Origin of the sequence: Micromonospora echinofusca (assembly GCF_900091445.1) — a bacterium.
Classification (GTDB): domain Bacteria; phylum Actinomycetota; class Actinomycetes; order Mycobacteriales; family Micromonosporaceae; genus Micromonospora; species Micromonospora echinofusca.
Map to the genome: position 1 here is coordinate 1,291,522 of NZ_LT607733.1, position 23,225 is coordinate 1,314,746.

A 23,225-nucleotide genomic window follows, 5' to 3' on the forward strand; every position below is an offset into this window, starting at 1 on the left:
CCCAGGTCAGTATGCACTTCGTGCTCATAATCCGGCTTACAGGTCGACTCGTCCGTCGCTCACCAGCTCAGAGCCACGATCAGGCTCTGAGCTGGTTCTACGTCCGGCTGTCGATGGTCGTCATAAATCAATGTGGCCGGCGTGCTGACTCGCACTGAGGGCCTGGACGGCGGATTCGCGGGCTTCTGCGCGGTGCCGTCGGCCGTTGCGACCCGTCGGCTTCCGTGCCGCCGTGCCATCGACTGCCTTCACCGCAGGTAGGCCAGTTCATCGATGGTCTGGGGTGGTTCGGTCAGAAAGATCTCGACAGGCACGGGACCATGGGCGATGTTCAGCGTGTCCAGGCGGTAGAGCCAGTCTCCGGTGCAGTGACCGGTGAAGCGGTAGTTGATCTGCCAGCGCACCCACTGGCCTCGGGCGAGGCGTACGGCTGGAGGGCGGCGGTGTCGGCGGGGCATGCCCCGAGCCGTCGGGATCAGCTCGACGCGGACCCGCTCTTCGGCGTAACGGAGCTGGACGGCATCACAGGAAGGTGCACCGACGCGCAGGGAGGCGCGTGGTTGGAACTCGTCGCGCTCGTGCATCGTGACTTCGTGGGTGAGGGGTACGCGGTTCTCTGGCAGCGCGAACGCCATAGGCAGGGCGTTGCGGCGGGCGGCGTGGGGGCTTCCGCGTGACTGCTTGGTCCAGGAGACGCGGACCCACTGAGCGACGATGTCCACCCGGTGGATGCTTCAGGCCGCCTGATCGCCTGGCAATCCGATACCGCTTCCTCAGGGAACCAGCCCTCACGGTCGGCGACACGGGCGCGTAGCGCGGCCTGGCCGAGCCGCCGGCGATGGGCTGCCACGCCGCGTAGCGGTTGGATCGCGGCTAGATCCGGACGTCTGCGCGTCCCCTTCGGCTTGCCGAGCTTGTCCTATCCCTGTGCTCTACTCCCGTCATGCAGGTTGTCGTCACGGGCGCACTCGTTGAGAACGGCGCGGTCCTGCTGGTGCACCGCAGGCCGACCAAACGGGTATACCCAGATGTCTGGGATCTGCCCGGGGGGCTGGTCGAAGCGGGTGAGTCGGAACTACAAGCCCTCGCGCGTGAGATGCACGAGGAGCTCGGTGTTCACATCGCGGCGGAGTCCGCTTCACGGTTGGGCGTCTTGCATACCGGCAGTGGTGAGGACGCCGTTCACGTGGGCGTCTGGCACATCGGAGACTGGGTTGGCTCTCCGACCAACCGTGCACCTGACGAGCATGACGACATCGCATGGGTCGGGATCAGCGAGTTGGGCGGCCTTCCCCTCGTGCATGGCGTCTTGGCGGCAATGGTCCGTTCTCTGCCTGAGTTTGAGCACCGAGGAGTCAAGGCTGGCTGTCGTGCATGTACTGGGACGGATTCGTCAAGCATCAGGCACGCCGACCCCGGGACCGCGCCGGTGTCGTGCGGCTACGCGACGAACCGCCCGGAGCCGCCAAGCCGGATGTCGAGTTCCTGGAGGAGTGCGCCGAGCCGGTTGGACATGTCCGTGTCCATGTGTGGGATGGCTCTGCCTGCGGCCTGGTGCTCGCCCAGGTCGTAGAGGGCGTTTCGAAGGTCCTGGGCGGTCGAGCGGTCGAGCCGCAGCTCGATCGGATCGGTCATGGTCGTGACGGTAGTGCCGCTGACGGCCACGCGCGGCCCGGGCGCCGGTCCCGAGTCTGCTTCCCACACCCGAGAGCTCATATAGTCGTGCGGTGAACGTCGAGCAGGTTCGTCAGGCGTACGGCTCGGTCGCGGAGCTCTACATCGAGCTGTTCGGCACGAGCCAGCAGGTGGACCCCGACGACCTCGCCTTCATCGGCCGGCATCTGGCCGGCCGGTCCGGCCCGGTGCTCGATCTGGGCTGCGGGCCCGGCCACATCACCGGCTACCTGCGTTCGCTGGGCGTCGACGCGACGGGCATCGACATCGTCCCCGAGTTCATCGCCCACGCGCGGGCGGCCCACCCGGACGGTCGGTACCAGCTCGGGTCGATGCGCGACCTCGACGTCGTCGACCACTCGGTCGCCGGCATCCTGGCCTGGTACTCGGTGATCCACGTACCGCCGCAGGATCTCGACGGCGTGCTCGCCGACTTCCGGCGGGCGATGTCCCCGGCCGGGACGTTGGTGCTCGGCTTCTTCGACGGCGACGAGGTGGCCGCGTTCGACCACAAGGTCGTGACCGCCTACCGGTGGCCCGTCGACGAGGTCGCCGAGCGACTGGCGCGAGCCGGCTTCACGGAGGTCGAGCGCGTACGGCGGCCCAACGATGGCACTCATCGGCCGCACGCCGCCATCGCGGCAACCGCCACCGAAGGGTGAGCGCACCCGTGCTCGCCGGCGTGACCGGTGCCCGTCGGCTGAGAGGCGCGTACCGAAGCGCCTGGCCCTGGGGAAGGCTGGTCTCTAGGACGCCTGCCGGACGGGCGTGTCGGCCAGCCAGACGTCGGCCAGGTCGCTGAGGGGAATGCCGAGGGCCTGGCTGAGGCCCACCACGGTGCCGAACGCCGGTGCGGGGAGGCGCCCCGCCTCGATCTTGCGCAGGGTCTCGGGGGAGATGCCGGCTGCCAGGGCCACCTCGACGAGGCTGCGGCCGGCCCGCGCGGCCCGTAGGGCGCCTCCGAGGCGCTGGCCCGCGGCGATCTGTTCGGCGGTGAGTGGTTGGCGAACCATGCCAGCAGGATATCCCCCCGGAGCGCCCCGACCAGGCGTGGTATAAAAATACCGGTATAGAAATACCGTACGTGGAGGGGGAGGCTGTCGTGATCGAGCTCAAGTCCGCCGAGGAGATCGGCCGGATGGCGGTGGCCGGCCAGTTCGTCGGCGAGTTGCTCGCCGAGCTGGGTGATGTCGCCGCGGTTGGCGTCAACCTGATGGACCTCGAACACCACGCCCGTCGCCGGATCGCCGAACGCGGTGCCGAATCCTGCTACTGGGACTACGCGCCGTCGTTCGGCCGGGGCCCGTTCCGCAACGTGCTGTGCCTGTCGGTCAACGACGCGGTGCTGCACGGCCTGCCGCACGACTACGTGCTGCGCGACGGCGACCTGCTCAGCATCGACATGGCGGTCGGCATCGACGGCTGGAACGCCGACTCGGCGCTCTCCGTCGTCGTCGGCACCCCCGACCCGGCCGACCTGAAGCTGATCGAGGCCACCGAGGTCGCCCTGGAGGCCGGCATCGCCGCCGCTCAGCCCGGCGGCCGTCTCGGCGACATCTCCGCCGCGATCGGCGCGGTCGCCCACTCCTACGGCTACAGCGTCAACGGCGAGTTCGGCGGCCACGGCATCGGGCGCACCATGCACGAGGCCCCGCACGTCGCCAACAGCGGCCGCGCCGGCCGTGGCATGAAACTGCAACCCGGCCTCACCGTCGCCATCGAGCCCTGGTTCTGCCGCTCCACCAACAAGATCAAGTTCGACGGGGACGGCTGGACGATCCGCTCCGCCGACGGCTCCCGCACCGCTCACTCCGAACACACGGTCGCCGTCACCGCCTCCGGCCCGCAGGTCCTGACCCGCCGCCCCGCTGGCGGCGCCACCCCGGCAGACCCCACCAGGAAGCCCGCCGCAGCCTCCTGATCCGTCGCTGACCCAGGGCGTTTCTCAGGGACCGTTCCCCCCGGTAGGCGTGTCTCGGGCCAGGGCGACGGCCAGCCACTTGGGCTCCGTGCCGCGCCGGCCTTCACCGGCCGGTCGGAGCATAGGATCCGGCGATGATCGACGAGCCGTTGGATCCCGGCGTGCCGCTGGACGGGCGGGAGCCGCTGCGACGGCCGCCCGCGATCGCCGTGAGCACGCTGCTGCTGGCGTTCTGGTGGGCGTACACGCTCGCCGTGGACGTCGCGCTGCTCGGCGAGGTCGGTGGCGTCGGGAACTGGGTCGCCCTGCTCTGTTGCACCGGTGCGGTCGCAGTCGTGCTCCGTGGGCTCTGGCGCGGCGGCCCGACGGCGTGGCGGGTGGTGCACAGGTTCGCCGCGCCGGTCGCCCTCGCGTTCCTGACCGGGGCCGGGATCATGCTGCTCTTCGGACCGCGCCTCGGGTCGCTGATCACGGCCCCGGTCGATCCGGTCCTCATCGCGGCGCTGGTGGGCGGGCTGTTGGCGGTACTGGCGCTGGCGGCGAGCGGGCTCCTGGTCCGCACCAGGCCGGCCCGTGCCTGGTGCGGCCGCCGCTGAGGCCCCGAGCCGCGTAGCGACGTCGCCCCTCAGGCGCACCGGCACGATCAGTCCCGGCAGGGTCCGTACGGACGGCCGGCGGGACCGACCGATCCGGGCACAGCATGTCGGGTCGGGCACCCTCCCGCGCGCCTAGCGTTGCTGATCGGAAAGGGAAGGAGAACCGGGTGCTGGAGCGGCTCAACCAGGCCATGGAGCACATCGAGCGGCACCTCGACCAGCAGATCGAGGTGGCCGAGCTGGCGCGGATCGCGGTGACGTCGGAGTACCACTTCCGCCGGCTCTTCTCCGCGCTGGCGGGCGTGGGCCTGTCCGAGTACGTCCGGCGTCGGCGGCTGACCGTCGCCGGCGGGGAGGTGCTCGCGGGCAGACGGACGCTGCTCGACATCGCCGTCCGCTACGGCTACGGCTCCACCGAGGCGTTCGCCCGGGCGTTCCACGCCGTGCACGGCGTGGGCCCCGGCGAGGCCAGGCGTACGGGGGCGGCGCTGCGCTCCCAGCCCCGGATGTCCTTCCGACTCGTCGTCGAAGGGAGCAGCAGCATGCGATACCGGATCGTGCAGAAGGACGGGTTCCAGCTGGTGGGTCGCAAGGCCCGGGTGCCGCTGGTGCACGAGGGGATGAACCCGGCGATCGTCGCCTTCGTCAAGGGCATCCCGCCGGAGACCGTACGCCGGATCGAGGCCCTGTCCGACCAGGAGCCGCAGGGCATCGTCAACGTCAGCGCCAACGTGGCCGACGGTCGGGCGGAGGGCACCGAGCTGGACTACTGGTACGGCGTGGTGACGGGCGCGGACGCGCCGGAGGACCTGGACGCGCTGGCCGTGCCGGCGGGAGCCTGGGCGGTCTTCGAGACCTCCGGAGCGTTCCCGCAGGCGGTGCAGTACCTGTGGCGCGACGTGTTCACCCAGTGGTTCCCCTCCAACCCGTACCGCAGCCGGCCGGGGCCGGAGATCTCCCGCACCCGCCTGTCGGCGGACGGCACGGAGGCCGACGCGGAACTCTGGATCCCGGTGGAGCCCGTCACCGGCTGATCTCGTCCAGCACCCGGCGTTGGAAGGCGCGGGCCTCGGGCCCGCTCGGCGGGGGCCCGCCGGCCCGCGCCGCGATCGACCGTCCGATCACGTCCACGGCCCCGCCGTCACCGGTCGCGCCGACGGCCCCGTCGTCACCGGTCGCGTCGGCGGGTTGCCCGGCGGCGGTCGGGGCGGCCGGCCGGCCGTCGGCGACCAGCCGGCGGCCGGCGTCGACCTTCGACAGCCAGACGCCGTGGCGGACCCTGACCAGGGAGCGGCAGGCGCCGAGCACCGCGTCCTCGGCCCCCGGGGCGGGACCGTCGCCGGGCGGGGTCGGCAGCGCCAGCCACCAGCGCAGCGCGTCGGCCAGCAGGCGACGCAGGTCGGCGGGGGAGAGGTCGGCGAAGGCCTCGGCCGCGGGTGGCCCGAGCAGGGCGAGCCCGCTCTGGTGCAGGATGCTGCGGTCCAGGCCGTACCAGAACAGGCCGTCCTCGACGGGCCGGTCGGCGGCGGCCCACGTCGCCCGGAACGGCATCCGCGCGCCGGTGTTCAGCTCGACCTCGAACCCGGGCTCCGGCGTGCCGGAGCGGGCGACCTCCCACCGGTAGACGACCAGCTCCAGCCCGCGCGCGGGGCAGGGCAGCGCCTCGTGCCGCAGCCGCGCCACCAGCTCCCGCCTGCGCCCGGCGTCGAGGGCGTCGGCGCAGACCAACGCGACGTCGACGTCGCTGCGCCCCGGCTGGTACGCGCCCAGCCCGACGGAGCCGGCCGCGTACGCCCCGACGAGGTCGTCGCCCAGGACGTCGCGGGCGGCGGCGACCAGGTCGGCGAGGTAGCGGCGCAGGGGCGGGTCGAGGTCAGTCATCGGATTCGGACCAGGCCGTTCCGGCGGGCAGGAACCAGGCGGTCGGCTCCGCGCCGAGGGCGTGCGCGACGGTCAGCCGGGCGTGCCGGTCCAGCGGGGGCAGCCGGTCCGGGTGGAACCACTCCACGGCCACCGACTCGTCGTCGTTGACCCGGGCGGTGCCGGCGACCAGCCGGCAGTGGAAGCCGAGGTTGAAGAACTCGCAGCGGTCGCCGTTGGGATAGGTGTGCGGGTGCGACACGACGCTGCTCAGCCGGACCGGCTCGACCTCCAGGCCCGTCTCCTCCCGCACCTCGCGCACCACCGCCGTGGCCGGCTGCTCGCCCGGCTCGACGATGCCGCTGACCACCGACCAGCGCCCGTCGTCGGCGCGCCTGCCGAGCAGCAGTTCGCCGGCGTCGTTGCGCACCACCGCGCTCACGCTCGGCAACAGCAGCAGGTCGTGGCCGACGCGTTCGCGCAGCCGCAGGATGTGGTCCGGAACGCCCATCCGGCGACCCTAACCGGCCCCGGGACGGCGGAGCGGGCCGCGTCACCCCGACAGGCTGATCTCCCGGGCCACCCGCGCGTACTCCTTCGTCGGTTCGGCGTCGAGGCGGGCCCCCCCCGGCGCCCAGCACTCACCGGGCAACCCTGTTTTCGCAGTTCCAGCCCCTGCCGACGGGAGCACGTCTACTGTGGAGAACATCGGCGACTTGTGGTGTTCCGGTGGCGGCCGGGTGGTTCGCGGTGCACAGTGATCCCATGAGCGACAGCGGAAACGGTGGGCACTTCTACTGGTGCACCCGTCACCACCGGGTCGAGACCGATGCCGACGTGTGCCCCGCCAGGCACGTTCTCGGGCCGTACGCCTCAGCCGCCGACGCGGAGAACGCCCTGCAGACGGTGCGGGAGCGCAACGAAGCGTGGGAGGCCGAGGACGCCCGCTGGGCCGGGGAGGACAGATAGGCGGCGCGGGACGGCCCGCGCCGAGGTACGCGGTGCTCCGCGAGCGCGAGAGCACGTCCCCAGGAAGGGAACCGAGATGGCCGAAGCACAGCAGGCCACCACCCGCCCGGCCGCCAGACGCACGACCGCCAGGAAGACCGCCGCGGCGGAGCGGACCGCGGGTACGACGCGGACCGCGCGCCCGGCCGCCACGTCCACGGCGGCGAAGAAGGCGCCCGCGACGAAAGCGGCGGGCGGTGCGGGGCGGGCCCCGGCGAAGAAGACCACCGCCGCGAAGACCACCGCCGCGAAGACCACCGCCGCGAAGACGCCCGCTAGGAAGACGCCCGCGAAGAAGGCGGCGAGCAGGACCGCCACGGCGGCGAAGAAGACGACGGCCGCGGCGAAGAAGGCGACCACCAACGCCGCGAAGAAGGCCCCCGCCGCAGCGAAGCGGACGACGGCGGCGGCCAAGAGCACTGCAGCGAAGAAGACGACGTCGGCGAAGACGCCCGCCCGGCAGGCGGCGACGAAGGCCGCGACCACGGCGAGGAAGACCACCGCGCCGGCGAAGAAGGCCCCCGCCAGGACCACCAGCAAGGTCGCCTCGGCGACGAAGAAGGCCACCACGGCGGCGAAGGCCCCCGTGAAGAAGGCCACGACCGCCGCGAAGGCCCCGGCGAAGAAGGCCACGACCGCGGCGAAGGCCCCGGCGAGGAAGGCCACCGCCAAGAAGACGACGCCGGCCAGGAAGACGGCCACCACCCGGCCCACCGGCGGTGCCCGCAAGGCCGCCGCGACGAAGGCCCCCGCCAGGAAGGCCACGGCGACCTCCTCGGCGACCACCCGCAAGGCGGCGGCGAAGAAGGCCCCGGCGAAGCAGACGACCGTCGCCAAGGCGCCGGCCAAGAAGGTCACCGCCCGCAAGGCACCCACCCCGGCGGCCCCGGCGCGGGCCACCGCCACCCGGGGCGTACGGGCGGGCGCACGTAGGGCCACCGGCTGACCGCGACGCGGCACGGGCGGCGCTCGCCGGGAAGCGGATCATCCGCCAGACTGTCAGGATTGACCCCGTGGTGATCCGACGCGTACTCGCACCCCGCATCGACTTCGGCGCGCTGCGCCGCGAACTGGGTCTGCCCGAGGGGTTCCCGGCCGCGGCGCAGCGCGAGGCCGACGCCGCGGCGGCCACGCCGCCCCGGCCCGCCGCCGACCGCACCGAGGTCCCGTTCGTCACCGTCGACCCCGAAAGCTCCCGCGACCTCGACCAGGCGATGCACCTCGCCCGCCGCCCCGGTGGCGGCTTCCGGGTGACGTACGCCATCGCCGACGTCGCCGCGCACGTGCGCCCCGGCGGGACGCTGGAGGAGGAGACCTGGCGGCGCGGGCAGACCGTCTACCTGCCCGACGGCACCGTGCCGTTGCACCCCGAGACCCTCAGCGAGGGCGCGGCGAGCCTCCTGCCGGACGTCGACCGCGCCGCCGTGGTGTGGACCATCGACCTCGACGGCGACGGTGCCACCGTCGGGGTCACGCTGGAACGCGCGCTGGTCCGCAGCCGGGCCAAGCTGGACTACGTCGGCGTGCAGGCGGCCGCCGACGCCGGCCGGCTACCCGACCCGATCGCACTGTTGCCCGAGATCGGGGCCCTGCTCGCCGCCCGTGCCCTGCGCCGGGGCGCGATCAACCTGCCGCTGCCCGAGCAGGACGTGGAGGCCGACGGCGACGGCTGGCGACTGGTGCTGCGCGGGCCGGTGCCGATGGAGGAGCACAACGCCCAGATCTCGCTGCTGACCGGGATGGCCGCCGCCGACATCATGCTGGCCGGGGGGATCGGTCTGCTGCGTACGATGCCGGCGCCGAAGCCCGAGGCGGTGGCGCGGCTGCGGGCCGCCGCCGCCCCGCTGGGCGTGCACTGGCCGGACGGCGCCGGCCCCGGCGAGGTCATCGCCGGACTGGACCCGTCGCAGCCCCGGGCCGCCGCCTTCGTCGACCAGGCCGCCGAGCTGATGCGGGGCGCCGCGTACACGGCCTTCGACGGCGCGCCGCCCGAGCAGCGGGAGCACGGCGGGGTCGCGGCCGCGTACGCCCACGTCACGGCGCCCCTGCGGCGACTGGCCGACCGGTACGCCACGGAGGTCTGCCTGGCCCTGCACGAGGGCCGGGCGGTGCCCGACTGGGCCCGCGCGGCGCTGCCCCGACTGCCGGAGGTGATGGCCACGACCGACCGGGTGGCGTCGGCGGCCACCCGGGGCGCGATCGAGCTGGCCGAGGCGGTGCTGCTGGAGCACCGGGTGGGGGAGACCTTCGACGCGGCGGTGCTGGACGTCGACGCGCCCCCGGACGGCAAGGCCCGCCCGGGCCGCCGGCCCGGCGGCACCGTGGCGCTGGACGACCCACCGGTGCGCGCCCGCTGCCTCGGCGACCTGCCGCTCGGTGAGCGGGTCCGGGTCCGTCTGGTCACCGCCGACCCCGCCACCCGCGCGGTGGCCTTCGAACTGGCCTGATCCCGCCGGCCCGCTCGCCCCCTGGCGTCGGCGCCGCGCTGCGGCTGCTGCGCCCGGGCGCGTGGTGGCCGCCGGGCTGCTCCGATCTTCGCCGATGGCGACTGCCCCGGCACCGCTGCGGCAGCGGGGATTGTCACAGCGCCCGCCGCTGCCGCCGGCCTGCGGGTTTGCGAGGATGGCGGCATGGCTTACGACGCGAGCACACTGCCCGACGTGTCCGGGCTGACCGTCGGCATCATCGGCGGCACCGGCGACCAGGGGAGGGGCCTCGCCTACCGGTTCGCCCGGGCCGGCCAGTCCGTGCTGATCGGGTCCCGTACCGCCGATCGGGCCGTCCAGTCCGCCCAGGAGATCGCGGCCCTGCCCGGCGTGCCGGCCGAAGCCCGGGTGACCGGCGCTGGCAACGAGGAGGTGGCCCGGCGCAGCGACGTGGTCGTCATCGCGGTGCCGTGGGACGGGCACGCCGCCACCGTCGCCGCCCTCGCCGAGCCGCTCGCCGGCAAGATCGTCGTCGACTGCGTCAACCCGCTCGGCTTCGACAAGCAGGGCCCGTACGCCCTCGCCGTGCCGGAGGGCAGCGCCGTGCAGCAGGCCGCCGGGCTGCTGCCCGACTCGCGGGTCTGCGCCGCGTTCAACCACGTCAGCGCCCCGCTGCTGGCCGACCCGGAGATCGACCGGATCGACCTCGACGTGCTGATCTGCACCGAGGACCGCGAGCTGGTCGGCGTGGTCGCCGCGCTGGCCGCCCGGATCCCCGGCATGCGCGGCATCTACGCCGGCCGGCTGCGCAACGCCCACCAGATCGAGGCGTTCACCGCCAACCTGATCGCCATCAACAAGCGCTACAAGGCGCACGCGGGCATCCGCGTCACCGACCTCTGACGGCGGTTCGCGTCCGGTCGCTCCGGATCCTGGTGGGGACGGGCCGTGGAGGGGCCGCTTCCTAGCGGGATCTGTTCGCGGGCCCGAGCGGGTGGCGGCGGTAGTGCGGGTCCAGGGAACCGACGGTGAGGGCGTTCTCGTCGAGGCCGTTGTGGACGACCAGATCGGTGTCGGCGAACGCGAAGCCGAGGGCGAGGCTGCCGTTGGCCAGGTCGCCCTTCTCGTCCCACCACTCCAACAGCGCGACCTCGCGTAACCGGTGGCCGGGCAGGGCGGCCAACCCGGGCAGCGGCTCGGCACGCCAGGCCAGCCGGAAGTCGTCGGAGGTGGGCCAGGTGACCGGGCGGGCCGGGGAGACCGAGTTCCAGGTGATCGAGAGGTCGTCGAACTTCTGGTGGTTGACCTCGACCTGCTCACCGGCGAAGTCCAGCAGCACCGGACAGTCCGCGAACCACTCGTCCTCGTCCAGGTCCCAGACCAGCCAGACGTGGGTGAGCGTACGGCCGGCCAGTGCGGCGAGCCGGGCACCGTGCGCCGCCTCGACGTCGCGCCGCGCGTGCAGCCAGGTCGGCTGGTAGCCGGGGACGCCGAAGTCGAACACCGGACGATTGTCGGCCACGACGTCGGCGGGCGCGAGGGCCCTGAGCCCCGGTGCCGCCCGCCGCCTCCCGCCGACGCCCGTCCTGCGGCGTCTGGCGGGAGGCGGCCGACCGGCGTCAGAAGGTGTGCTCGGCGGCGGGGAAGTCGCCGCCGCGGACCTCGTCGGCGAAGCGCCGGGTCGCGTCGGTCAGGGCACCCGCCAGGTCGGCGTAGCGCTTCACGAAGCGCGGTGCCCTACCGGTACGCAGGCCGGCCATGTCCTGCCAGACCAGCACCTGCGCGTCGGTGTCGGCGCCGGCGCCGATGCCCACGGTCGGGATCGGCAGCTCCGCCGTGATCCGCTTGGCCACCTGCCCCGGCACCATCTCCAGCACCACGGCGAACGCGCCCGCCTCGGCGACCGCGCGGGCGTCGGCGATCACGTCGTCGGCCGTGTCGCCGCGCCCCTGCACCCGGTAGCCGCCGATCGCGTGCTCGCTCTGCGGGGTGAAGCCGACGTGCGCCATGACCGGGATGCCGGCGCCGGTGATGGCGGCGATCTGCGCCGCGCAGCGCCGGCCGCCCTCCAGCTTCACCGCCTGGCAGCCGCCCTCCTTCATGAACCGCACGGCGGTACGCAGCGCCTGCGTCGGGCCCTCCTCGTACGAGCCGAACGGCAGGTCGCCGACGACCAGCGCGTGCCGGGTCGCCCGGACCACCGCGCGCACCAGCGGGAGCAGCTCCTCCGGGGTCACCGGCACCGTCGTCTCGTAGCCGAAGACGTTGTTCGCCGCCGAGTCGCCGACCAGCAGCACCGGGATGCCGGCCTGGTCGAAGATCGACGCGGTGTACTGGTCGTACGAGGTGAGCATCGGCCACCGCTCGCCGCGCTCCTTGGCGGCGATCAGGTCGCGGGTGCGTACCCGCCGGGTGGCCGGGCCGCCGTAGAGGGCGGTCACCTCGGACGGGGTGGACTCCACCATGACTCTCTCCTTCCTCGAGGCCGCGTACGCGGTCCCCGGGTTCCGCCGCGATCGTCGCACCCGACGACCGGCCGGCGGCAGAGCGCAGTGGAGGATGTCACTCCCGGGCCGCCGCCGGCCCGGGAGTGAACCGGATCAGCCGTCCTCGCGCCACCGGTTCGTGATCGGCAGCCGCCGGTCCCGCCCGAAGGCCTTCATCGAGATCTTCGCGCCCGGCGCGGACTGGCGGCGCTTGTACTCGGCGGTATCCACCATCCGCAGCACCCGGTCGACGACGGCCGGGTCGTGGCCGGACGCGACCAGCCCGTCGCGGCCCAGGTCGCCGTCGACGTAGCCGATCAGGATCGGGTCCAGCACGTCGTAGTCGGGCAGCGTGTCGCTGTCGAGCTGGCCCGGGCTCAGCTCGGCGCTCGGCGGTTTGCCGATGGAGTTCTCCGGGATCGGCGGGGTCTCGCCCCGGCGGGCGGCGTCCGCGTTGCGCCACTTCGCCAGCCGCCACACCAGCGTCTTCCAGACGTCCTTGACCGGGTTGAAGCCGCCGACGGAGTCGCCGTAGAGGGTGGAGTAGCCGACCGCCAGCTCGCTCTTGTTGCCGGTGGTCAGCACCAGGTGTCCCTCCTGGTTCGACAGCGCCATCAGGATCACCCCGCGTACCCGCGCCTGGAGGTTCTCCACGGAGACCCCGGAGAGCGACATGTTCGCCAGGAAGGTGTCCACCATCGGCTGGATCGGCTCGACCCGGTAGTCCAGCCCGGTCCGCTTCGCCAGGTCGGCCGCGTCCTCGCGGCTGTGCTCGGAGGAGTGCTGGCTGGGCAGCGACACGCCGACCACCCGGTCGGGCCCGAGCGCGTCGACGGCCAGCGCGGCCACCACCGCCGAGTCGATGCCGCCGGAGAGGCCCAGCACCACCGAGGGGAACCGGTTCTTGTTCACGTAGTCGCGCAGGCCCAGCACGAGCGCCTGCCACACCTCGGCCTCGTCGGCGACCGGGGCGATCGTCCCGCCGGTGACGGCGGGCCCGGTGGGCGCGGGCGGGATGTCGCCGGCCTCGGCGCGGACCACCCGCATCCCGTCCGCCAGCACCTGCTCCGGGGCGCCCGGCTCCCCGGCCGGGGGCAGCTCCACGTCGTGCACCAGCAGGTGCTCGACGAACTGCGGGGCCCGCGCCAGCAGTTCGCCGTCGGGGGCCACGATCATCGAGTCGCCCTCGAAGACCAGCTCGTCCTGGCCGCCGACCATGTTGACGTACGCGATCATCGCCCCGGCCTCGGCGGCCCGGCGCTGGACCAGCGGCAGCCGGACGTCGTCCTTGTTCAGCTCGTACGGCGAGCCGTTGACGCACAGGACCAGGCCGACGCCGGCCTGGCGGGCGGCGGCGAACGGACCGCCGGCCTGCCACAGGTCCTCGCAGATGGTCAGCGCCACGTCCACCCCGCCCACGCGCACGACGCTCAGGGCGTCGCCGGGCAGGAAGTAGCGGTCCTCGTCGAAGACGCCGTAGTTGGGCAGGTGGTGCTTGAAGTAGGTGGCGACGATCCGGCCGTGGTGCAGCAGGGCAGCCGCGTTGCGGGCCCCGCGTCCGGGCTCGGCGTCGCCGCTGACCTGCGGCGGGCCGTCGGCGTCCAGGTAACCGACCAGCACCGGCAGCGCGCCCAGCCCGTCGGCGTCGAGATCGGCGGCGAGGCGTTGCAGCGCGGCCTTCGACGCGGCGACGAAGGACCGGCGGAAGACCAGGTCCTCGACCGGATAGCCGGTCAGCATCATCTCCGGGAACGCGACGATCTGGGCGCCGGCGTCGGCGGCCCGGCGGGTCCAGTCACGGACCAGGCCGGAGTTGCCGGCGAGGTCGCCGACGGTCGGGTTGACCTGGCACAGGGCGAGACGCAGGGTGGGCATGTCCTCATCTTGCCCCAGCCGGCCGGACCCGACACGGCGGGCGGCGAGCCACGGCGCGAGCCACGGGACAGGGCGGGACGCCAGCCGGCCGGTCGCGTAACGTCGGCGTAACGAGGCGGGTGGACACTGGTCGGTCAGGCCGGGTCAGCCCCGGCCGCAGGTGCGCAACGGTGTCGCGAGGGGTGGAAGTGGACCGTCAGCAGGAGTTCGTCCTCCGTACGCTGGAAGAGCGGGACATCCGGTTCGTCCGGCTGTGGTTCACCGACGTGCTGGGCACGCTCAAGAGCGTGTCGGTGGCCCCCGCCGAGCTGGAGGCGGCCTTCGAGGAGGGCATCGGGTTCGACGGCTCGGCGATCGAGGGCTTCGCCCGGGTCTTCGAGTCCGACATGGTGGCCATGCCCGACCCGACCACCTTCCAGGTCTTCCCCTTCGAGGGCGGGGCCAGCGGCGAGAGCGCCCGGATGTTCTGCGACATCCTGCTGCCCGACGGGGGCCCGTCCTGGGCCGACCCGCGCCACGTGCTGCGCCGGGCGCTGTCGAAGGCCGCCGAGAAGGGCTTCACCTTCTACACCCACCCCGAGATCGAGTTCTTCCTGCTCGAGAACGGTCCGCTGGACGGCTCGGTGCCGATCCCGGTCGACACCGGCGGCTACTTCGAGCACACCACCCACGCCGTGGCGCGCGACTTCCGCCGCCAGGCCGTGCTGGCGCTGGAGCGCATCGGCATCTCGGTGGAGTTCAGCCACCACGAGGTGGCCCCCGGCCAGCAGGAGATCGACCTGCGCTACGCCGACGCGCTCACCACGGCCGACAACATCATGACCTTCCGGCACGTGGTCAAGGAGGTGGCGCTCTCCACCGGCGTGCAGGCCACCTTCATGCCGAAGCCGTTCACCGACCAGCCGGGCAGCGGCATGCACACCCACCTGTCGCTGTTCGAGGGGGAGCGCAACGCGTTCCACGACGCCGGCGACCCGATGAAGCTGTCCAAGGTGGCCCGGGCGTTCATCGCCGGGCTGCTGGTGCACGCCCGGGAGTACACGGCCGTCACCAACCAGTGGGTCAACTCCTACAAGCGGCTGTTCCCGCAGGCGCTGCCGGACCGGGTGACCGAGAGCCCTGCGTACGTCTGCTGGGGTCACCTGAACCGGTCCGCGCTGGTCCGGGTCCCCGCCTACGGCAAGCCGAACTCGGCCCGGGTGGAGGTCCGCTCGCCGGACTCGGCGGCGAACCCCTACCTGGCCTTCGCGGTGCTGCTCGGCGCCGGGATGAAGGGCATCGAGGAGGGCTACGAGCTGCCGCCGGGCGCGGAGGACGACGTGTGGTCGCTGACCAGCGCCGAGCGTCGGGCGATGGGCTACGAACCGCTGCCGGAGAACCTCGCCGAGGCGATCGACGTGATGGCCGGCTCCGAGCTGGTCGCCGAGGTGCTCGGCGAGCACGTCTTCGACTTCTTCCTGCGCAACAAGCGGGCCGAGTGGGAGCAGTACCGCCGCGAGGTCACCCCCTACGAGCGGCAGCGCTACCTGTCGCTGTAGGGCGAGGGCTGCCGTGCTGGCGCGGTGCCGCTATCGTCTCGGTCACCGCGCCGGCATCCCCGCCGGGCGCAGAGTTCGGGAGGCAGTCGGTGCTGGAAGACCTGCTCAGCGGAGCATGGCAGAGCGTGGTGTTCGGGGTCGTCGGGGTGGCCCTGATGGCGGCCGGGTTCGGGCTGGTCGACATGCTCACTCCGGGCAGGCTGCGGGAGCTGATCTGGGTACGCCGCAACGGCAACGCCGCGCTGCTGCTCGCCGCCAACCAGCTCGGCATCGCCGGCATCGTGTTCACCGCGATCCTGACCAGCTACAGCGACTTCGCCAAGGGCCTCGCCTCGACGGTGGTCTTCGGCCTGGTCGGCCTGGCCATCATGGCGCTGGCGTTCTTCGTGCTGGACCTGCTCACCCCGGGCAGGCTCGGCGAGATCATCTGCTCGGACGAGCCGCACCCGGCGGCCCGGGTCAGCGCCGCCACGCACTTCGGCGCCGCGCTGATCGTCTGCGCCTGCATCGCCTGAGCCGCTCCCGTCACACCCCGGTCGTAGGTTGCGGGGGTGAACCGGACGGACCGTCTCTACGCCCTGGTCGAGGAGCTGCGCGCCGTGTCGCCACGGCCGCGCAGCGCCCGCTGGCTCGCCGACCGCTTCGAGGTGAGCACCCGCACGATCGAGCGTGACATCGGCGCCCTCCAGGAATCGGGCGTGCCGATCTGGGCCGAGCCGGGCCGCACCGGCGGCTACGCGCTCGACCGGGCCCGCACCCTGCCACCGGTCAACCTCACCCCCGTCGAGGCGGTCGCCATGGCGGTGGCGTTGCACCGGATGCGCGGCACGCCGTTCGCCGCCGCAGCCGGCACCGCCCTGCGCAAGCTGATCTCCGTGATGCCCGCCGCCGACGCCGACGAGGCGCACCGGCTCGCCGCCCGGGTGCACCTGATCGGCGACGGGCCGGTGGCGCCCGTCCCGGCCGCCGTCGCCGACGCGGTGCGCGCGCGCCGCGTGCTGCGCATCCGCTACGCCGACCGCGCGGGCGCCGGCTCGCTGCGCGACGTGGAGCCGCTGGGCTACCTCGGCAACCCTCGGCACTGGTATCTGCTGGGCTGGTGCCGGCTGCGCGGCGGCATCCGCGCCTTCCGCACCGACCGGATCACCTCGGTGACGACCCTGGCGGAGCGGGTGCCGGAACGCGAGCTGGCCGCCGACGACCTCGACATCCCCACGGAGCGGGTCCGCCGGCTCAGCCTGGTCTGACCATGGGACAGCGCGGCCCTCCCGTGCAGGGCATGCTGTCCCTTCCGCATGTTCCCGCAGGAGGTCGCCACGTGCCCGACGCGCTCAGCTACGCCGACGCCGTTCGCCTGCTCGGCGGGGAGAAGAGCCGGGTCGTCGACTGGTTCGACAAGCTGACCGGCTGGTCGCTGCTCGGCGCCTCCGCAGCCGGCGCGCCGGACGCGTTGGGCATCTTCGACGCGAAGGCGGAGTTCGTCCGGCTCGGCCACGAACTGGTGCGCGGCGTGTCCGAGAAGCGCTCCGGGCTGTCCCGGTACGGCCGCACGCAGCGCCTGGAGGCGGCGCACGCGGTGCTCGCGGTCACCGCCCTCTTCGAGGTCCTGAACGAGATCGACCTGCCCTTCGACGTGGCGAGCGCCCGGATCAGCAAGGCCGAGCAGTTGTCGTTGGCCGGCTCAGGAGCGGTGCACGAGGCGGCCCTCACCGACGCGTTCTTCGGCACCGCTGCGCCGCTGCCCGGTCCGCAACTGCCCTATCCCGCGTTCCGCCATGCCCTGGTCGCCTACTACGACGGGCTCGTCGGCCGGCTGCTGCACCTCCTGCGCGGCCTGGCCGTGTGGGAGGCCGCCGAGGAATGGCGGCGCCAGGCGACGGAGGAGGGGCTGCTCGGGCTGCCCCGCGCCGCCGTCGACCGGCACCGCGATCTGCTGACCCAGCTCGCGGTGGACTTCGTCGAGGTGTCGTTCTGGGTCGGCCTGCACGAGCACGAGGCGACCCGGACGCAGGTCCGCGCCCTCTCGGCGGGGCTGGACGAGATGCGGCGGACCCTTCTCGCCGTCTCCACGGGACGCCCGCCCGACGACCGCCGGGCGGCGCTCGCCGCGGCGTACACCGCGGAGCTGGGACGGCCCATCATCTCGTCCGGGGACGTGCCGACCGGGCTGACGGTGCCGACGCTCGGGCAGGCGTACGTGCCGCCGCTGTGCCGGATCGAGGAGTTGCCCGCCCACGCGCGACCGAGCGACGAGGCGTGGTGGGACGGGCGGAGGCTGCGTGACGACCTGTGGCAGTCCCTGGTCGTGCACCTCACCTCGCCGAACGCCACCCGCGCCCCGCTGCTGGTGCTCGGCCAGCCGGGCTCCGGCAAGTCGGTGCTGACCCGGGTCCTCGCCGCGCAGCTGCCGGCCGCCGACTTCATGGTGGTGCGGGTGGTGCTGCGGGACGTCCACGCCGCCGGGGAGCTCCAGGACCAGATCGAGCAGGCGGTCCGTAACGACACCGGAGAGCGGGTGGACTGGCCCGGCCTGTCCAGGTCGGCCGGTGACGCCCTGCCGGTCGTGCTGCTCGACGGCTTCGACGAGTTGCTCCAGGCCACCGGGGTCAGCCAGAGCGACTACCTGCGCCGGGTGGCGGCCTTCCAACGGCGCGAGGCCGATCAGGGGCGGCCGGTGGCGGTGATGGTGACCAGCCGTACCAGCGTCGCCGACCGGGCGCAGCCGCCGCCCGGCACGGTGGCGGTGCGACTGGAGCCGTTCGACGGCGAGCGGGTACGGGCCTGGACCGCCACCTGGAACCGGGTCAACGCCGGGGCGTTCAGCGCGCTCGGCGTGCAGCCGCTGGAGCCGGCGACGGTGCTGACCCATCGTGAGCTGGCCGAACAGCCGCTGTTGCTGCTGATGCTGGCGCTCTACGACGCCGAGGGCAACGACCTGCGATCGGCCGGCGAGCTGCGCCGCGGCGAGCTCTACGAGCGTCTGCTGCGCAGCTTCGCCCACCGCGAGGTCATGAAGCACCGGCCGGGCCTGTCCGAGCGGGACCTGGACCGGGCGACGGAGGACGAGCTGCGCAGGTTGTCGATCGTGGCGTTCGGCATGTTCAACCGGGGCGTCCAGTGGGTCACCGAGAACGACTTCGAGTCGGATCTCGCCGCGCTGCCGTTCCTGGGCAGCCGTCCGGCGGCCGTCGCGACCGACGGACACCTGCGTACCCCGCTGCGACCTGCCGAGATCGTCCTGGGCCGCTTCTTCTTCGTGCACCGCTCACAGGCGATGCGGGACGAGACCCGGGTCAGCACCTACGAGTTCCTGCACGCCACCTTCGGTGAGTTCCTGATCGCCCGGACGACCGCGCTGGTGCTGGACGACCTGGCGGCCCGGGAGGCGAGCGCCCTGCTGGGTGCCACGCCGACGGACGACGATCCGCTCCACGCCCTGCTGTCCTTCGCGACACTGACCGGACGCACCCCGATCGTCACCTTCCTCACCGAGATCCTGACGTCGTGGGGCGAAAGCCGGCGGGACGCCGTCGTCGACATGCTGCTGCGCCTGTTCCGGGCGGCGACCGGCCGGCGACCGGTTCGCCGCTTCGAGTCGTATGAGCCTCGGCAGTTGTCGGTTCTGGCGCGCCACGCGGTGTACGGCGTGAACCTGCTCGTGCTGCTGCTCGCCGCGCGCAGGCCACTGCGGGGAAGCGAACTGCACCCGGACAGCGGCGACGTGGTGCCCGGGTGGAACCGGTTGGCTCTCTTCTGGCGTTCCCAGCTCAGCGACAGCGAGTACGCAGGCCTGTTGGGCGTCGTGCGGGTCGAGCGGGCGTGGACGGGAACGCGGCGGGATCTGCTCCTCTCCATCGGGGAGGGCCGCAACGAGTGGCTGCCGCCGGCGGGCGAACCCCGCTGGTTCGGCACCGGCTCCAGGGACGACAGCCATTCGGAGGAGGACGCGGCGGGTTACTACCGGACGACCGACACGGATTCCGCCCTGCTCGCTCGGACCGCGCACTTCGAGTGCGACCCGAATCTCGACACGGCGCTGCACGCGCTGGGCCCGCTGGCCCGCCCGCTCGACGCGCTCGACGGCTTCTGGACCTACACGGACGGCGACCGGTCGGAAGCCCGGCTCCTGCTCGACGTGTCGCTCCTCCCGATCCTCGGCACGGGGGTTCGGGAGCGGGAGCGGGCCTACCAACGCCTGGCGGCCATCGTGGAGGAGCCGGACGAGACACCGCAACTGCCGCTGGCGGGGTTCGTCCTGGACCGGATCTCGACCGACCCCGAGTTGTCCGCCGAGTTCGTCGTCGATGTGCTGCGTCGCCTCCAACAGGACGCGACGTTCGTCGGCTCCCTGCTGGCGTCGGCCGCCCGCTGCGTCCTTGCCTTCCTCGGCCGCGGCCCGCAGACCGATCTCGGGCTCGGTGAGCAGGCCGACGGCCTGATCGCCGGCGCGCAGTGGTTCGCCGCCGCCGGTGGCCGTCGGCTCGACTGGCTGAGCATCGACACCGCAGAGCTGGTGGTCCGCACCTACGAGGCGGGCGTGCGGCGGTATCCCGTATCGGTGGCCGAGGTGGAGAGCTTCCGCACCCGGCACGGTTCCCGCCGCCCCGACCTGGTCGACCGGTTGCGTCCGCTCACCGACCCGACCGGGTAACGGTCGGTTTCGTCGGAAACACCGACAGGACGGTGTCGCGGACGGGGCGGAGGCTGACTCCTGACGGCGTCGGCCGAGCGGCCGGCGCGCGAACGGGAGGCGACACATGTCCACGATCACCAGCGGGGTCAACTGGTTCGAGGTCGGCACCGACCGGCCGGAGGAGACCGGGCGCTTCTACACCGACCTGTTCGGTTGGGCGTTCGGCGAGCAGGGGACGCCGGAGGCGTCGTACCGGGTGACGGAGCCGGGGCCGGCGGGGTCCATCCAGGGCGCGGTCCGGGACACCGGCGGGACGAGCCCGAACTACGCCATCTTCTACGTGCAGGTGGCCGACGTGGCCGACGCCGTCCGGCGGGCGGAGGCGGCGGGCGGCAAGGTGCTGGTGCCGCCGAGGTCCAACGACAACGGGCTCACCTTCGCCCACCTGGCCGACCCGGTCGGCAACCACTTCGGCGTCTACGCCCCGCCGCCGCAGGCCTGAGCAGACCGGGCCGGATCGCCGTCCGCCCCGGCCGGATCGCCGGGGCGGACGGCGTACGTCACCTGCCGGCCGGTCCGCCGTGCCCGCCCCGGCCACCCGGGCCGGGCAGGACGCCCGCCTCGGCGGCGGCGGTGACGGCGTCGGCCTGCTCCTGGGTGAGCTTGCCGTCCTCGACGGCCTGCGCCAGGCGCTCCTTCATCGCGGCTTGCCGGTCGGCGGAGTCGCCCTTGCCGGGCCGGTCGGCCGGCTTGTGCTCCTCGCGCAGCTTCTCCAGCGCGGCCGTCACCTTGTCGGTGTCGACGCCCAGCTCCGCGGCCAGCTTCTCGGCGAACTCGGCCTGCCGGTCGGTGCGCTGCCGCTCGCGGTCGCCGCCCTCGGTGGCGCCGGTGCTGGCGCTCGGCGTCGGGGTGGCACCGTCGGCGGCGAACGCGACCGTCGGGGCGGCGAGGCCCACGCCGAGTACGCCCGCCGCGGCCAGCCCGGCCAGCAGGTACTTCTTCCTCATGGTGCGGGACATGTCGTCCTCCAGCTCGTCGATGGGTGGTGCGATGACCTCACCGACAGTGACCAGCCGGGCTGGGCGGGAGCCGTGGCGACCCTGTCAGCGAGCTGGCAATCCGGCGGCGCGACCGGACAAACGGGTTGCACCGGCGCGCGGGGGCGGCAAGGGTGTGCGGTCGGTAGGGCCCCGCCGGGGCGGAGCAGGTGACGGAAGGTGACCCTCTTGACGACGTCCGCGAAGATCCGGGAAGTCCCCCTGACCGGGGCCGGCACCGGCCCGTACGGCATCACGGTCGGCCCCGACGGCGCGCTGTGGCTGACGCTGGTCCACGCGGGCGGGATCGCCCGGGTGGGCGCGGACGGCGAGTTGCGCACCTGGCCGGTGGCGCCCGACAGCCGACCGTTGATCATCACGCCGGGCCCCGACGGCGCCCTCTGGTTCACCCGCTCCGGCGACGACCGGATCGGCCGGATCACCACCGGCGGCGAGCTGAGCGCCGTCGAGCTGCCGGCCGGAACCGGCCCCTGCGGCATCGCCGCCGGGCCCGACGGGGCCCTCTGGTACGCGGCGATGAACGCCGACGCGATCGGTCGGGTCACCGTCGACGGGGAGCGGACGCGGTTCCCGCTGCCGGTGAGCGGCGCCTTCGCCTCGATGGTCGCCACCGGGCCCGACGAGGCCGTCTGGTTCACGCTCAACCAGGCGAACGCGGTGGGCCGGATCGACATGGCCGGCGAGGTGACCCTGCACGCGCTGCCGACCGAGGGGGCCGCGCCGGTCGGCATCACCGCCGGCGTCGACGGGGCGCTGTGGTTCGTCGAGATCGGCGCCGGTCAGCTCGGCCGGATCACCCCGGACGGGCGGATCACCGAGTACCCGCTGCCGGACCGGTCCGCCCGGCCGCACGCGATCGTCGCCGACCCGGCCGGCGGCTGCTGGTACACGGAGTGGGGCGGCAACCGCATCGGCCACGTCGCCCCGGACGGCACGATCACCACCCACGACCTGCCGACCCCGGCCTCCGAGCCCCACGGCCTCACGGTCGCCCTCGACGCCACGGTCTGGGTCGCCCTGGAGACCGGCACCCTGGCCCACCTGATCCCCTGACGGTCCCGCGCGGGCCGGTCAGCGTACGGCGGGGGAGACCTCAAGGGTGGCGGTGCGGGTGTCGAGGGTGGCCTCGGTGCCGATCGGGACGCTGAGCTGGCCTGGGCCGTGACCGATCGGGAGACCGCCGAGGACGGGGACGCCGAGGTCGCCGAGGCGCTCGGAGAGCACGTCGGCGACGCCGACCGACCAGCCGTCCGCGCAGTCGGTGAACTGGCCCACCGCCACGCCGGCCAGCCCGTCGAGGGCACCGGCGCGGCGGAGCTGGGTGAGCATCCGGTCGACCTTGTAGGGCGGCTCCTGGACGTCCTCGACGAGCAGGATCGCGCCGGTCAGGTCCGGCATGTCCGGGGTGCCCAGCGACGCCACGACCAGGCAGAGGTTGCCGCCCAGCAGCGGACCGGTGGCCCGGCCGGGTACGCGTACCGCGAAGGTCTCCTCCTCGGCGACGGCGCTGACCGTGACCGGCTCGGTGGTCATCAGGGCGGCGTGCAGCGACTCGGCCGAACGCAGCGGCGTGCGCTCGGGCGACCAGGCCGCCCCCGGGCCGTGCACGCCGGCCAGCCGGGCGCCCCGCCAGAGCGCGAACTGCAACGCGGTGATGTCGGAGAAGCCGGCGACCACCTTCGGGTCGCGGCGTACGGCGGCCATGTCGATCGCGTCGACGACGCGCTGGGCGCCGTAGCCGCCCCGGGTGCAGATCACCCCGCGCACCTCGGGATCGGCGAACGCGGTGTTCAGGTCGGCGGCGCGCAGCTCGTCGGCGCCCGCGAGGTAGCCCTGCCGGGCGTACGCGTTCGGCGCCAGCACCGGCCGCAGTCCCCAGCCGGTGAGCAGCTCGACGCCCCGGGCCACCCGTTCCGGCCGGGTCGGCCCGGACGGCGACACCAGCATCACCGTGTCGCCGGGCCGCAGCACCGGCGGTCGTACGGCGGTGGCGGGGCTCGTGCGGGCGTGGTCGGACACAGCGGCTGAGCCTAGTCGCGCGGGCACGGCGCCGGGCACGCGCCGGGGCCACCCGCACGGACCACCCGTCGTCGCCGCGCCCGGCGGAGGCGTTCCGGGGTGCGTCGGGGACACCGGCTAGCCTCGACGTC

Annotated in this window: 23 protein-coding genes and 1 pseudogene; 13 read left to right on the forward strand and 11 right to left on the reverse strand. The window is 73.5% G+C overall.

Translation table 11 applies throughout. The features are described 5' to 3' along the window. Positions 1-248: 248 nt before the first annotated feature. Positions 249-722, reverse strand: coding sequence for a hypothetical protein (locus GA0070610_RS05970; RefSeq protein WP_088999092.1), 474 nt, complete (start codon positions 720-722; stop codon positions 249-251). Positions 723-943: 221 nt separating this feature from the next. Here GA0070610_RS05970 and GA0070610_RS05975 point away from each other — a divergent pair. After that, positions 944-1,276: pseudogene (locus tag GA0070610_RS05975) on the forward strand (NUDIX domain-containing protein); the annotation flags it as partial. Positions 1,277-1,440: 164 nt separating this feature from the next. On the opposite strand, the gene GA0070610_RS05980 reads toward GA0070610_RS05975, so the two are convergent. Further along, positions 1,441-1,635, reverse strand: a complete 195-nt coding sequence (locus GA0070610_RS05980; RefSeq protein WP_089003301.1) for a hypothetical protein — start codon at positions 1,633-1,635, stop codon at positions 1,441-1,443. Between the two features lie 92 nt (positions 1,636-1,727). Here GA0070610_RS05980 and GA0070610_RS05985 point away from each other — a divergent pair, with 92 nt between their 5' ends. Next, positions 1,728-2,336 carry a class I SAM-dependent DNA methyltransferase gene (locus GA0070610_RS05985; RefSeq protein WP_088999093.1) on the forward strand — a complete coding sequence of 203 codons (609 nt, stop codon included), beginning with the start codon at positions 1,728-1,730 and terminating at the stop codon, positions 2,334-2,336. A gap of 84 nt (positions 2,337-2,420) precedes the next feature. Here the strand turns inward: GA0070610_RS05985 and GA0070610_RS05990 are convergent, their stop codons facing one another. After that, on the reverse strand, positions 2,421-2,687 hold the full coding sequence (locus GA0070610_RS05990) for a helix-turn-helix domain-containing protein (RefSeq protein WP_088999094.1): 267 nt from the start codon (positions 2,685-2,687) through the stop codon (positions 2,421-2,423). A gap of 89 nt (positions 2,688-2,776) precedes the next feature. Here GA0070610_RS05990 and map point away from each other — a divergent pair, with 89 nt between their 5' ends. From map to GA0070610_RS06005, 3 genes are all read left to right on the forward strand, one after another. Further along, positions 2,777-3,595 (forward strand): type I methionyl aminopeptidase, encoded by an 819-nt coding sequence (gene map / locus GA0070610_RS05995; RefSeq protein ID WP_088999095.1) that lies wholly within the window; start codon positions 2,777-2,779, stop codon positions 3,593-3,595. Positions 3,596-3,729: 134 nt separating this feature from the next. Continuing rightward, positions 3,730-4,191 (forward strand): hypothetical protein, encoded by a 462-nt coding sequence (locus GA0070610_RS06000; protein ID WP_088999096.1) that lies wholly within the window; start codon positions 3,730-3,732, stop codon positions 4,189-4,191. Positions 4,192-4,358: 167 nt separating this feature from the next. Continuing rightward, positions 4,359-5,225: an AraC family transcriptional regulator gene (locus GA0070610_RS06005; RefSeq protein ID WP_088999097.1), complete on the forward strand. Its 867-nt coding sequence runs from the start codon at positions 4,359-4,361 to the stop codon at positions 5,223-5,225. Here GA0070610_RS06005 and GA0070610_RS06010 read toward each other — a convergent pair. From GA0070610_RS06010 to GA0070610_RS30355, 3 genes are all read right to left on the reverse strand, one after another. Further along, positions 5,215-6,072, reverse strand: coding sequence for a nucleotidyltransferase (locus GA0070610_RS06010; protein ID WP_088999098.1), 858 nt, complete (start codon positions 6,070-6,072; stop codon positions 5,215-5,217). The two genes, GA0070610_RS06005 and GA0070610_RS06010, sit on opposite strands and share 11 nt — an antisense overlap. After that, on the reverse strand, positions 6,065-6,562 hold the full coding sequence (locus GA0070610_RS06015; protein WP_088999099.1) for an NUDIX hydrolase: 498 nt from the start codon (positions 6,560-6,562) through the stop codon (positions 6,065-6,067). Before GA0070610_RS06015 ends, GA0070610_RS06010 begins: the two co-directional genes overlap by 8 nt. Positions 6,563-6,924: 362 nt before the next feature. Beyond that, the gene (locus GA0070610_RS30355) at positions 6,925-7,998 is read right to left on the reverse strand and encodes a hypothetical protein (RefSeq protein WP_157747054.1); all 1,074 of its coding nucleotides are present in this window, start codon (positions 7,996-7,998) and stop codon (positions 6,925-6,927) included. Positions 7,999-8,072: 74 nt separating this feature from the next. On the opposite strand from GA0070610_RS30355, the gene GA0070610_RS06030 reads away from it, so the two are divergent. Both GA0070610_RS06030 and npdG read left to right on the forward strand, forming a co-directional pair. Next, complete coding sequence (locus tag GA0070610_RS06030; RefSeq protein WP_088999101.1) at positions 8,073-9,506, forward strand: RNB domain-containing ribonuclease; 1,434 nt, start codon at positions 8,073-8,075, stop codon at positions 9,504-9,506. 183 nt (positions 9,507-9,689) lie between these two features. After that, complete coding sequence (npdG, locus tag GA0070610_RS06035; protein WP_088999102.1) at positions 9,690-10,388, forward strand: NADPH-dependent F420 reductase; 699 nt, start codon at positions 9,690-9,692, stop codon at positions 10,386-10,388. Between the two features lie 61 nt (positions 10,389-10,449). Here npdG and GA0070610_RS06040 read toward each other — a convergent pair whose 3' ends face one another. The 3 genes from GA0070610_RS06040 to GA0070610_RS06050 form a co-directional block, all read right to left on the reverse strand. Next, positions 10,450-10,989 carry a hypothetical protein gene (locus GA0070610_RS06040; RefSeq protein ID WP_089003303.1) on the reverse strand — a complete coding sequence of 180 codons (540 nt, stop codon included), beginning with the start codon at positions 10,987-10,989 and terminating at the stop codon, positions 10,450-10,452. 115 nt (positions 10,990-11,104) lie between these two features. Then, on the reverse strand, positions 11,105-11,950 hold the full coding sequence (gene panB, locus GA0070610_RS06045; RefSeq protein ID WP_088999103.1) for a 3-methyl-2-oxobutanoate hydroxymethyltransferase: 846 nt from the start codon (positions 11,948-11,950) through the stop codon (positions 11,105-11,107). Positions 11,951-12,085: 135 nt separating this feature from the next. Beyond that, complete coding sequence (locus tag GA0070610_RS06050) at positions 12,086-13,846, reverse strand: NAD+ synthase (protein WP_088999104.1); 1,761 nt, start codon at positions 13,844-13,846, stop codon at positions 12,086-12,088. A 188-nt stretch (positions 13,847-14,034) separates the two neighbouring features. Between GA0070610_RS06050 and glnA the strand changes: the two genes are divergently transcribed. From glnA to GA0070610_RS06075, 5 genes are all read left to right on the forward strand, one after another. Beyond that, a complete protein-coding gene (gene glnA, locus GA0070610_RS06055) occupies positions 14,035-15,384 on the forward strand; it encodes a type I glutamate--ammonia ligase (protein WP_088999105.1) in 1,350 nt (449 codons plus the stop codon). A gap of 89 nt (positions 15,385-15,473) precedes the next feature. Then, positions 15,474-15,899, forward strand: a complete 426-nt coding sequence (locus tag GA0070610_RS06060; RefSeq protein ID WP_088999106.1) for a DUF350 domain-containing protein — start codon at positions 15,474-15,476, stop codon at positions 15,897-15,899. A 36-nt stretch (positions 15,900-15,935) separates the two neighbouring features. Further along, the gene (locus GA0070610_RS06065) at positions 15,936-16,631 is read left to right on the forward strand and encodes a helix-turn-helix transcriptional regulator (RefSeq protein ID WP_088999107.1); all 696 of its coding nucleotides are present in this window, start codon (positions 15,936-15,938) and stop codon (positions 16,629-16,631) included. Positions 16,632-16,702: 71 nt separating this feature from the next. Continuing rightward, a complete protein-coding gene (locus GA0070610_RS06070) occupies positions 16,703-20,035 on the forward strand; it encodes an NACHT domain-containing protein (RefSeq protein WP_088999108.1) in 3,333 nt (1,110 codons plus the stop codon). A 106-nt stretch (positions 20,036-20,141) separates the two neighbouring features. Further along, positions 20,142-20,519: a VOC family protein gene (locus GA0070610_RS06075; RefSeq protein ID WP_088999109.1), complete on the forward strand. Its 378-nt coding sequence runs from the start codon at positions 20,142-20,144 to the stop codon at positions 20,517-20,519. 58 nt (positions 20,520-20,577) lie between these two features. Here the strand turns inward: GA0070610_RS06075 and GA0070610_RS06080 are convergent, their stop codons facing one another. Continuing rightward, positions 20,578-21,036, reverse strand: a complete 459-nt coding sequence (locus tag GA0070610_RS06080) for a hypothetical protein (protein ID WP_088999110.1) — start codon at positions 21,034-21,036, stop codon at positions 20,578-20,580. 207 nt (positions 21,037-21,243) lie between these two features. Here GA0070610_RS06080 and GA0070610_RS06085 point away from each other — a divergent pair, with 207 nt between their 5' ends. Continuing rightward, on the forward strand, positions 21,244-22,128 hold the full coding sequence (locus tag GA0070610_RS06085) for a Vgb family protein (RefSeq protein WP_089003304.1): 885 nt from the start codon (positions 21,244-21,246) through the stop codon (positions 22,126-22,128). 18 nt (positions 22,129-22,146) lie between these two features. On the opposite strand, the gene GA0070610_RS06090 is transcribed toward GA0070610_RS06085, so the two are convergent. Continuing rightward, entirely contained in the window at positions 22,147-23,022 is an 876-nt protein-coding gene (locus GA0070610_RS06090) for a S66 peptidase family protein (protein WP_089003305.1), read from the reverse strand. Between the last annotated feature and the right edge of the window lie 203 nt (positions 23,023-23,225).

What these genes read in the sequence shown, in the direction of transcription:
- GA0070610_RS05980 (WP_089003301.1), bottom strand. Translation starts at nt 1,635, where the DNA reads ATGACCGATCCGATCGAGCTGCGGCTCGACCGCTCGACCGCCCAGGAC.
- GA0070610_RS05990 (WP_088999094.1), bottom strand. Translation starts at nt 2,687, where the DNA reads ATGGTTCGCCAACCACTCACCGCCGAACAGATCGCCGCGGGCCAGCGC.
- GA0070610_RS06000 (WP_088999096.1), top strand. Translation starts at nt 3,730, where the DNA reads ATGATCGACGAGCCGTTGGATCCCGGCGTGCCGCTGGACGGGCGGGAG.
- GA0070610_RS06010 (WP_088999098.1), bottom strand. Translation starts at nt 6,072, where the DNA reads ATGACTGACCTCGACCCGCCCCTGCGCCGCTACCTCGCCGACCTGGTC.
- GA0070610_RS06015 (WP_088999099.1), bottom strand. Translation starts at nt 6,562, where the DNA reads ATGGGCGTTCCGGACCACATCCTGCGGCTGCGCGAACGCGTCGGCCAC.
- npdG (WP_088999102.1), top strand. Translation starts at nt 9,690, where the DNA reads ATGGCTTACGACGCGAGCACACTGCCCGACGTGTCCGGGCTGACCGTC.
- panB (WP_088999103.1), bottom strand. Translation starts at nt 11,950, where the DNA reads ATGGTGGAGTCCACCCCGTCCGAGGTGACCGCCCTCTACGGCGGCCCG.
- GA0070610_RS06050 (WP_088999104.1), bottom strand. Translation starts at nt 13,846, where the DNA reads ATGCCCACCCTGCGTCTCGCCCTGTGCCAGGTCAACCCGACCGTCGGC.
- GA0070610_RS06075 (WP_088999109.1), top strand. Translation starts at nt 20,142, where the DNA reads ATGTCCACGATCACCAGCGGGGTCAACTGGTTCGAGGTCGGCACCGAC.
- GA0070610_RS06080 (WP_088999110.1), bottom strand. Translation starts at nt 21,036, where the DNA reads ATGTCCCGCACCATGAGGAAGAAGTACCTGCTGGCCGGGCTGGCCGCG.
- GA0070610_RS06090 (WP_089003305.1), bottom strand. Translation starts at nt 23,022, where the DNA reads ATGCTGGTGTCGCCGTCCGGGCCGACCCGGCCGGAACGGGTGGCCCGG.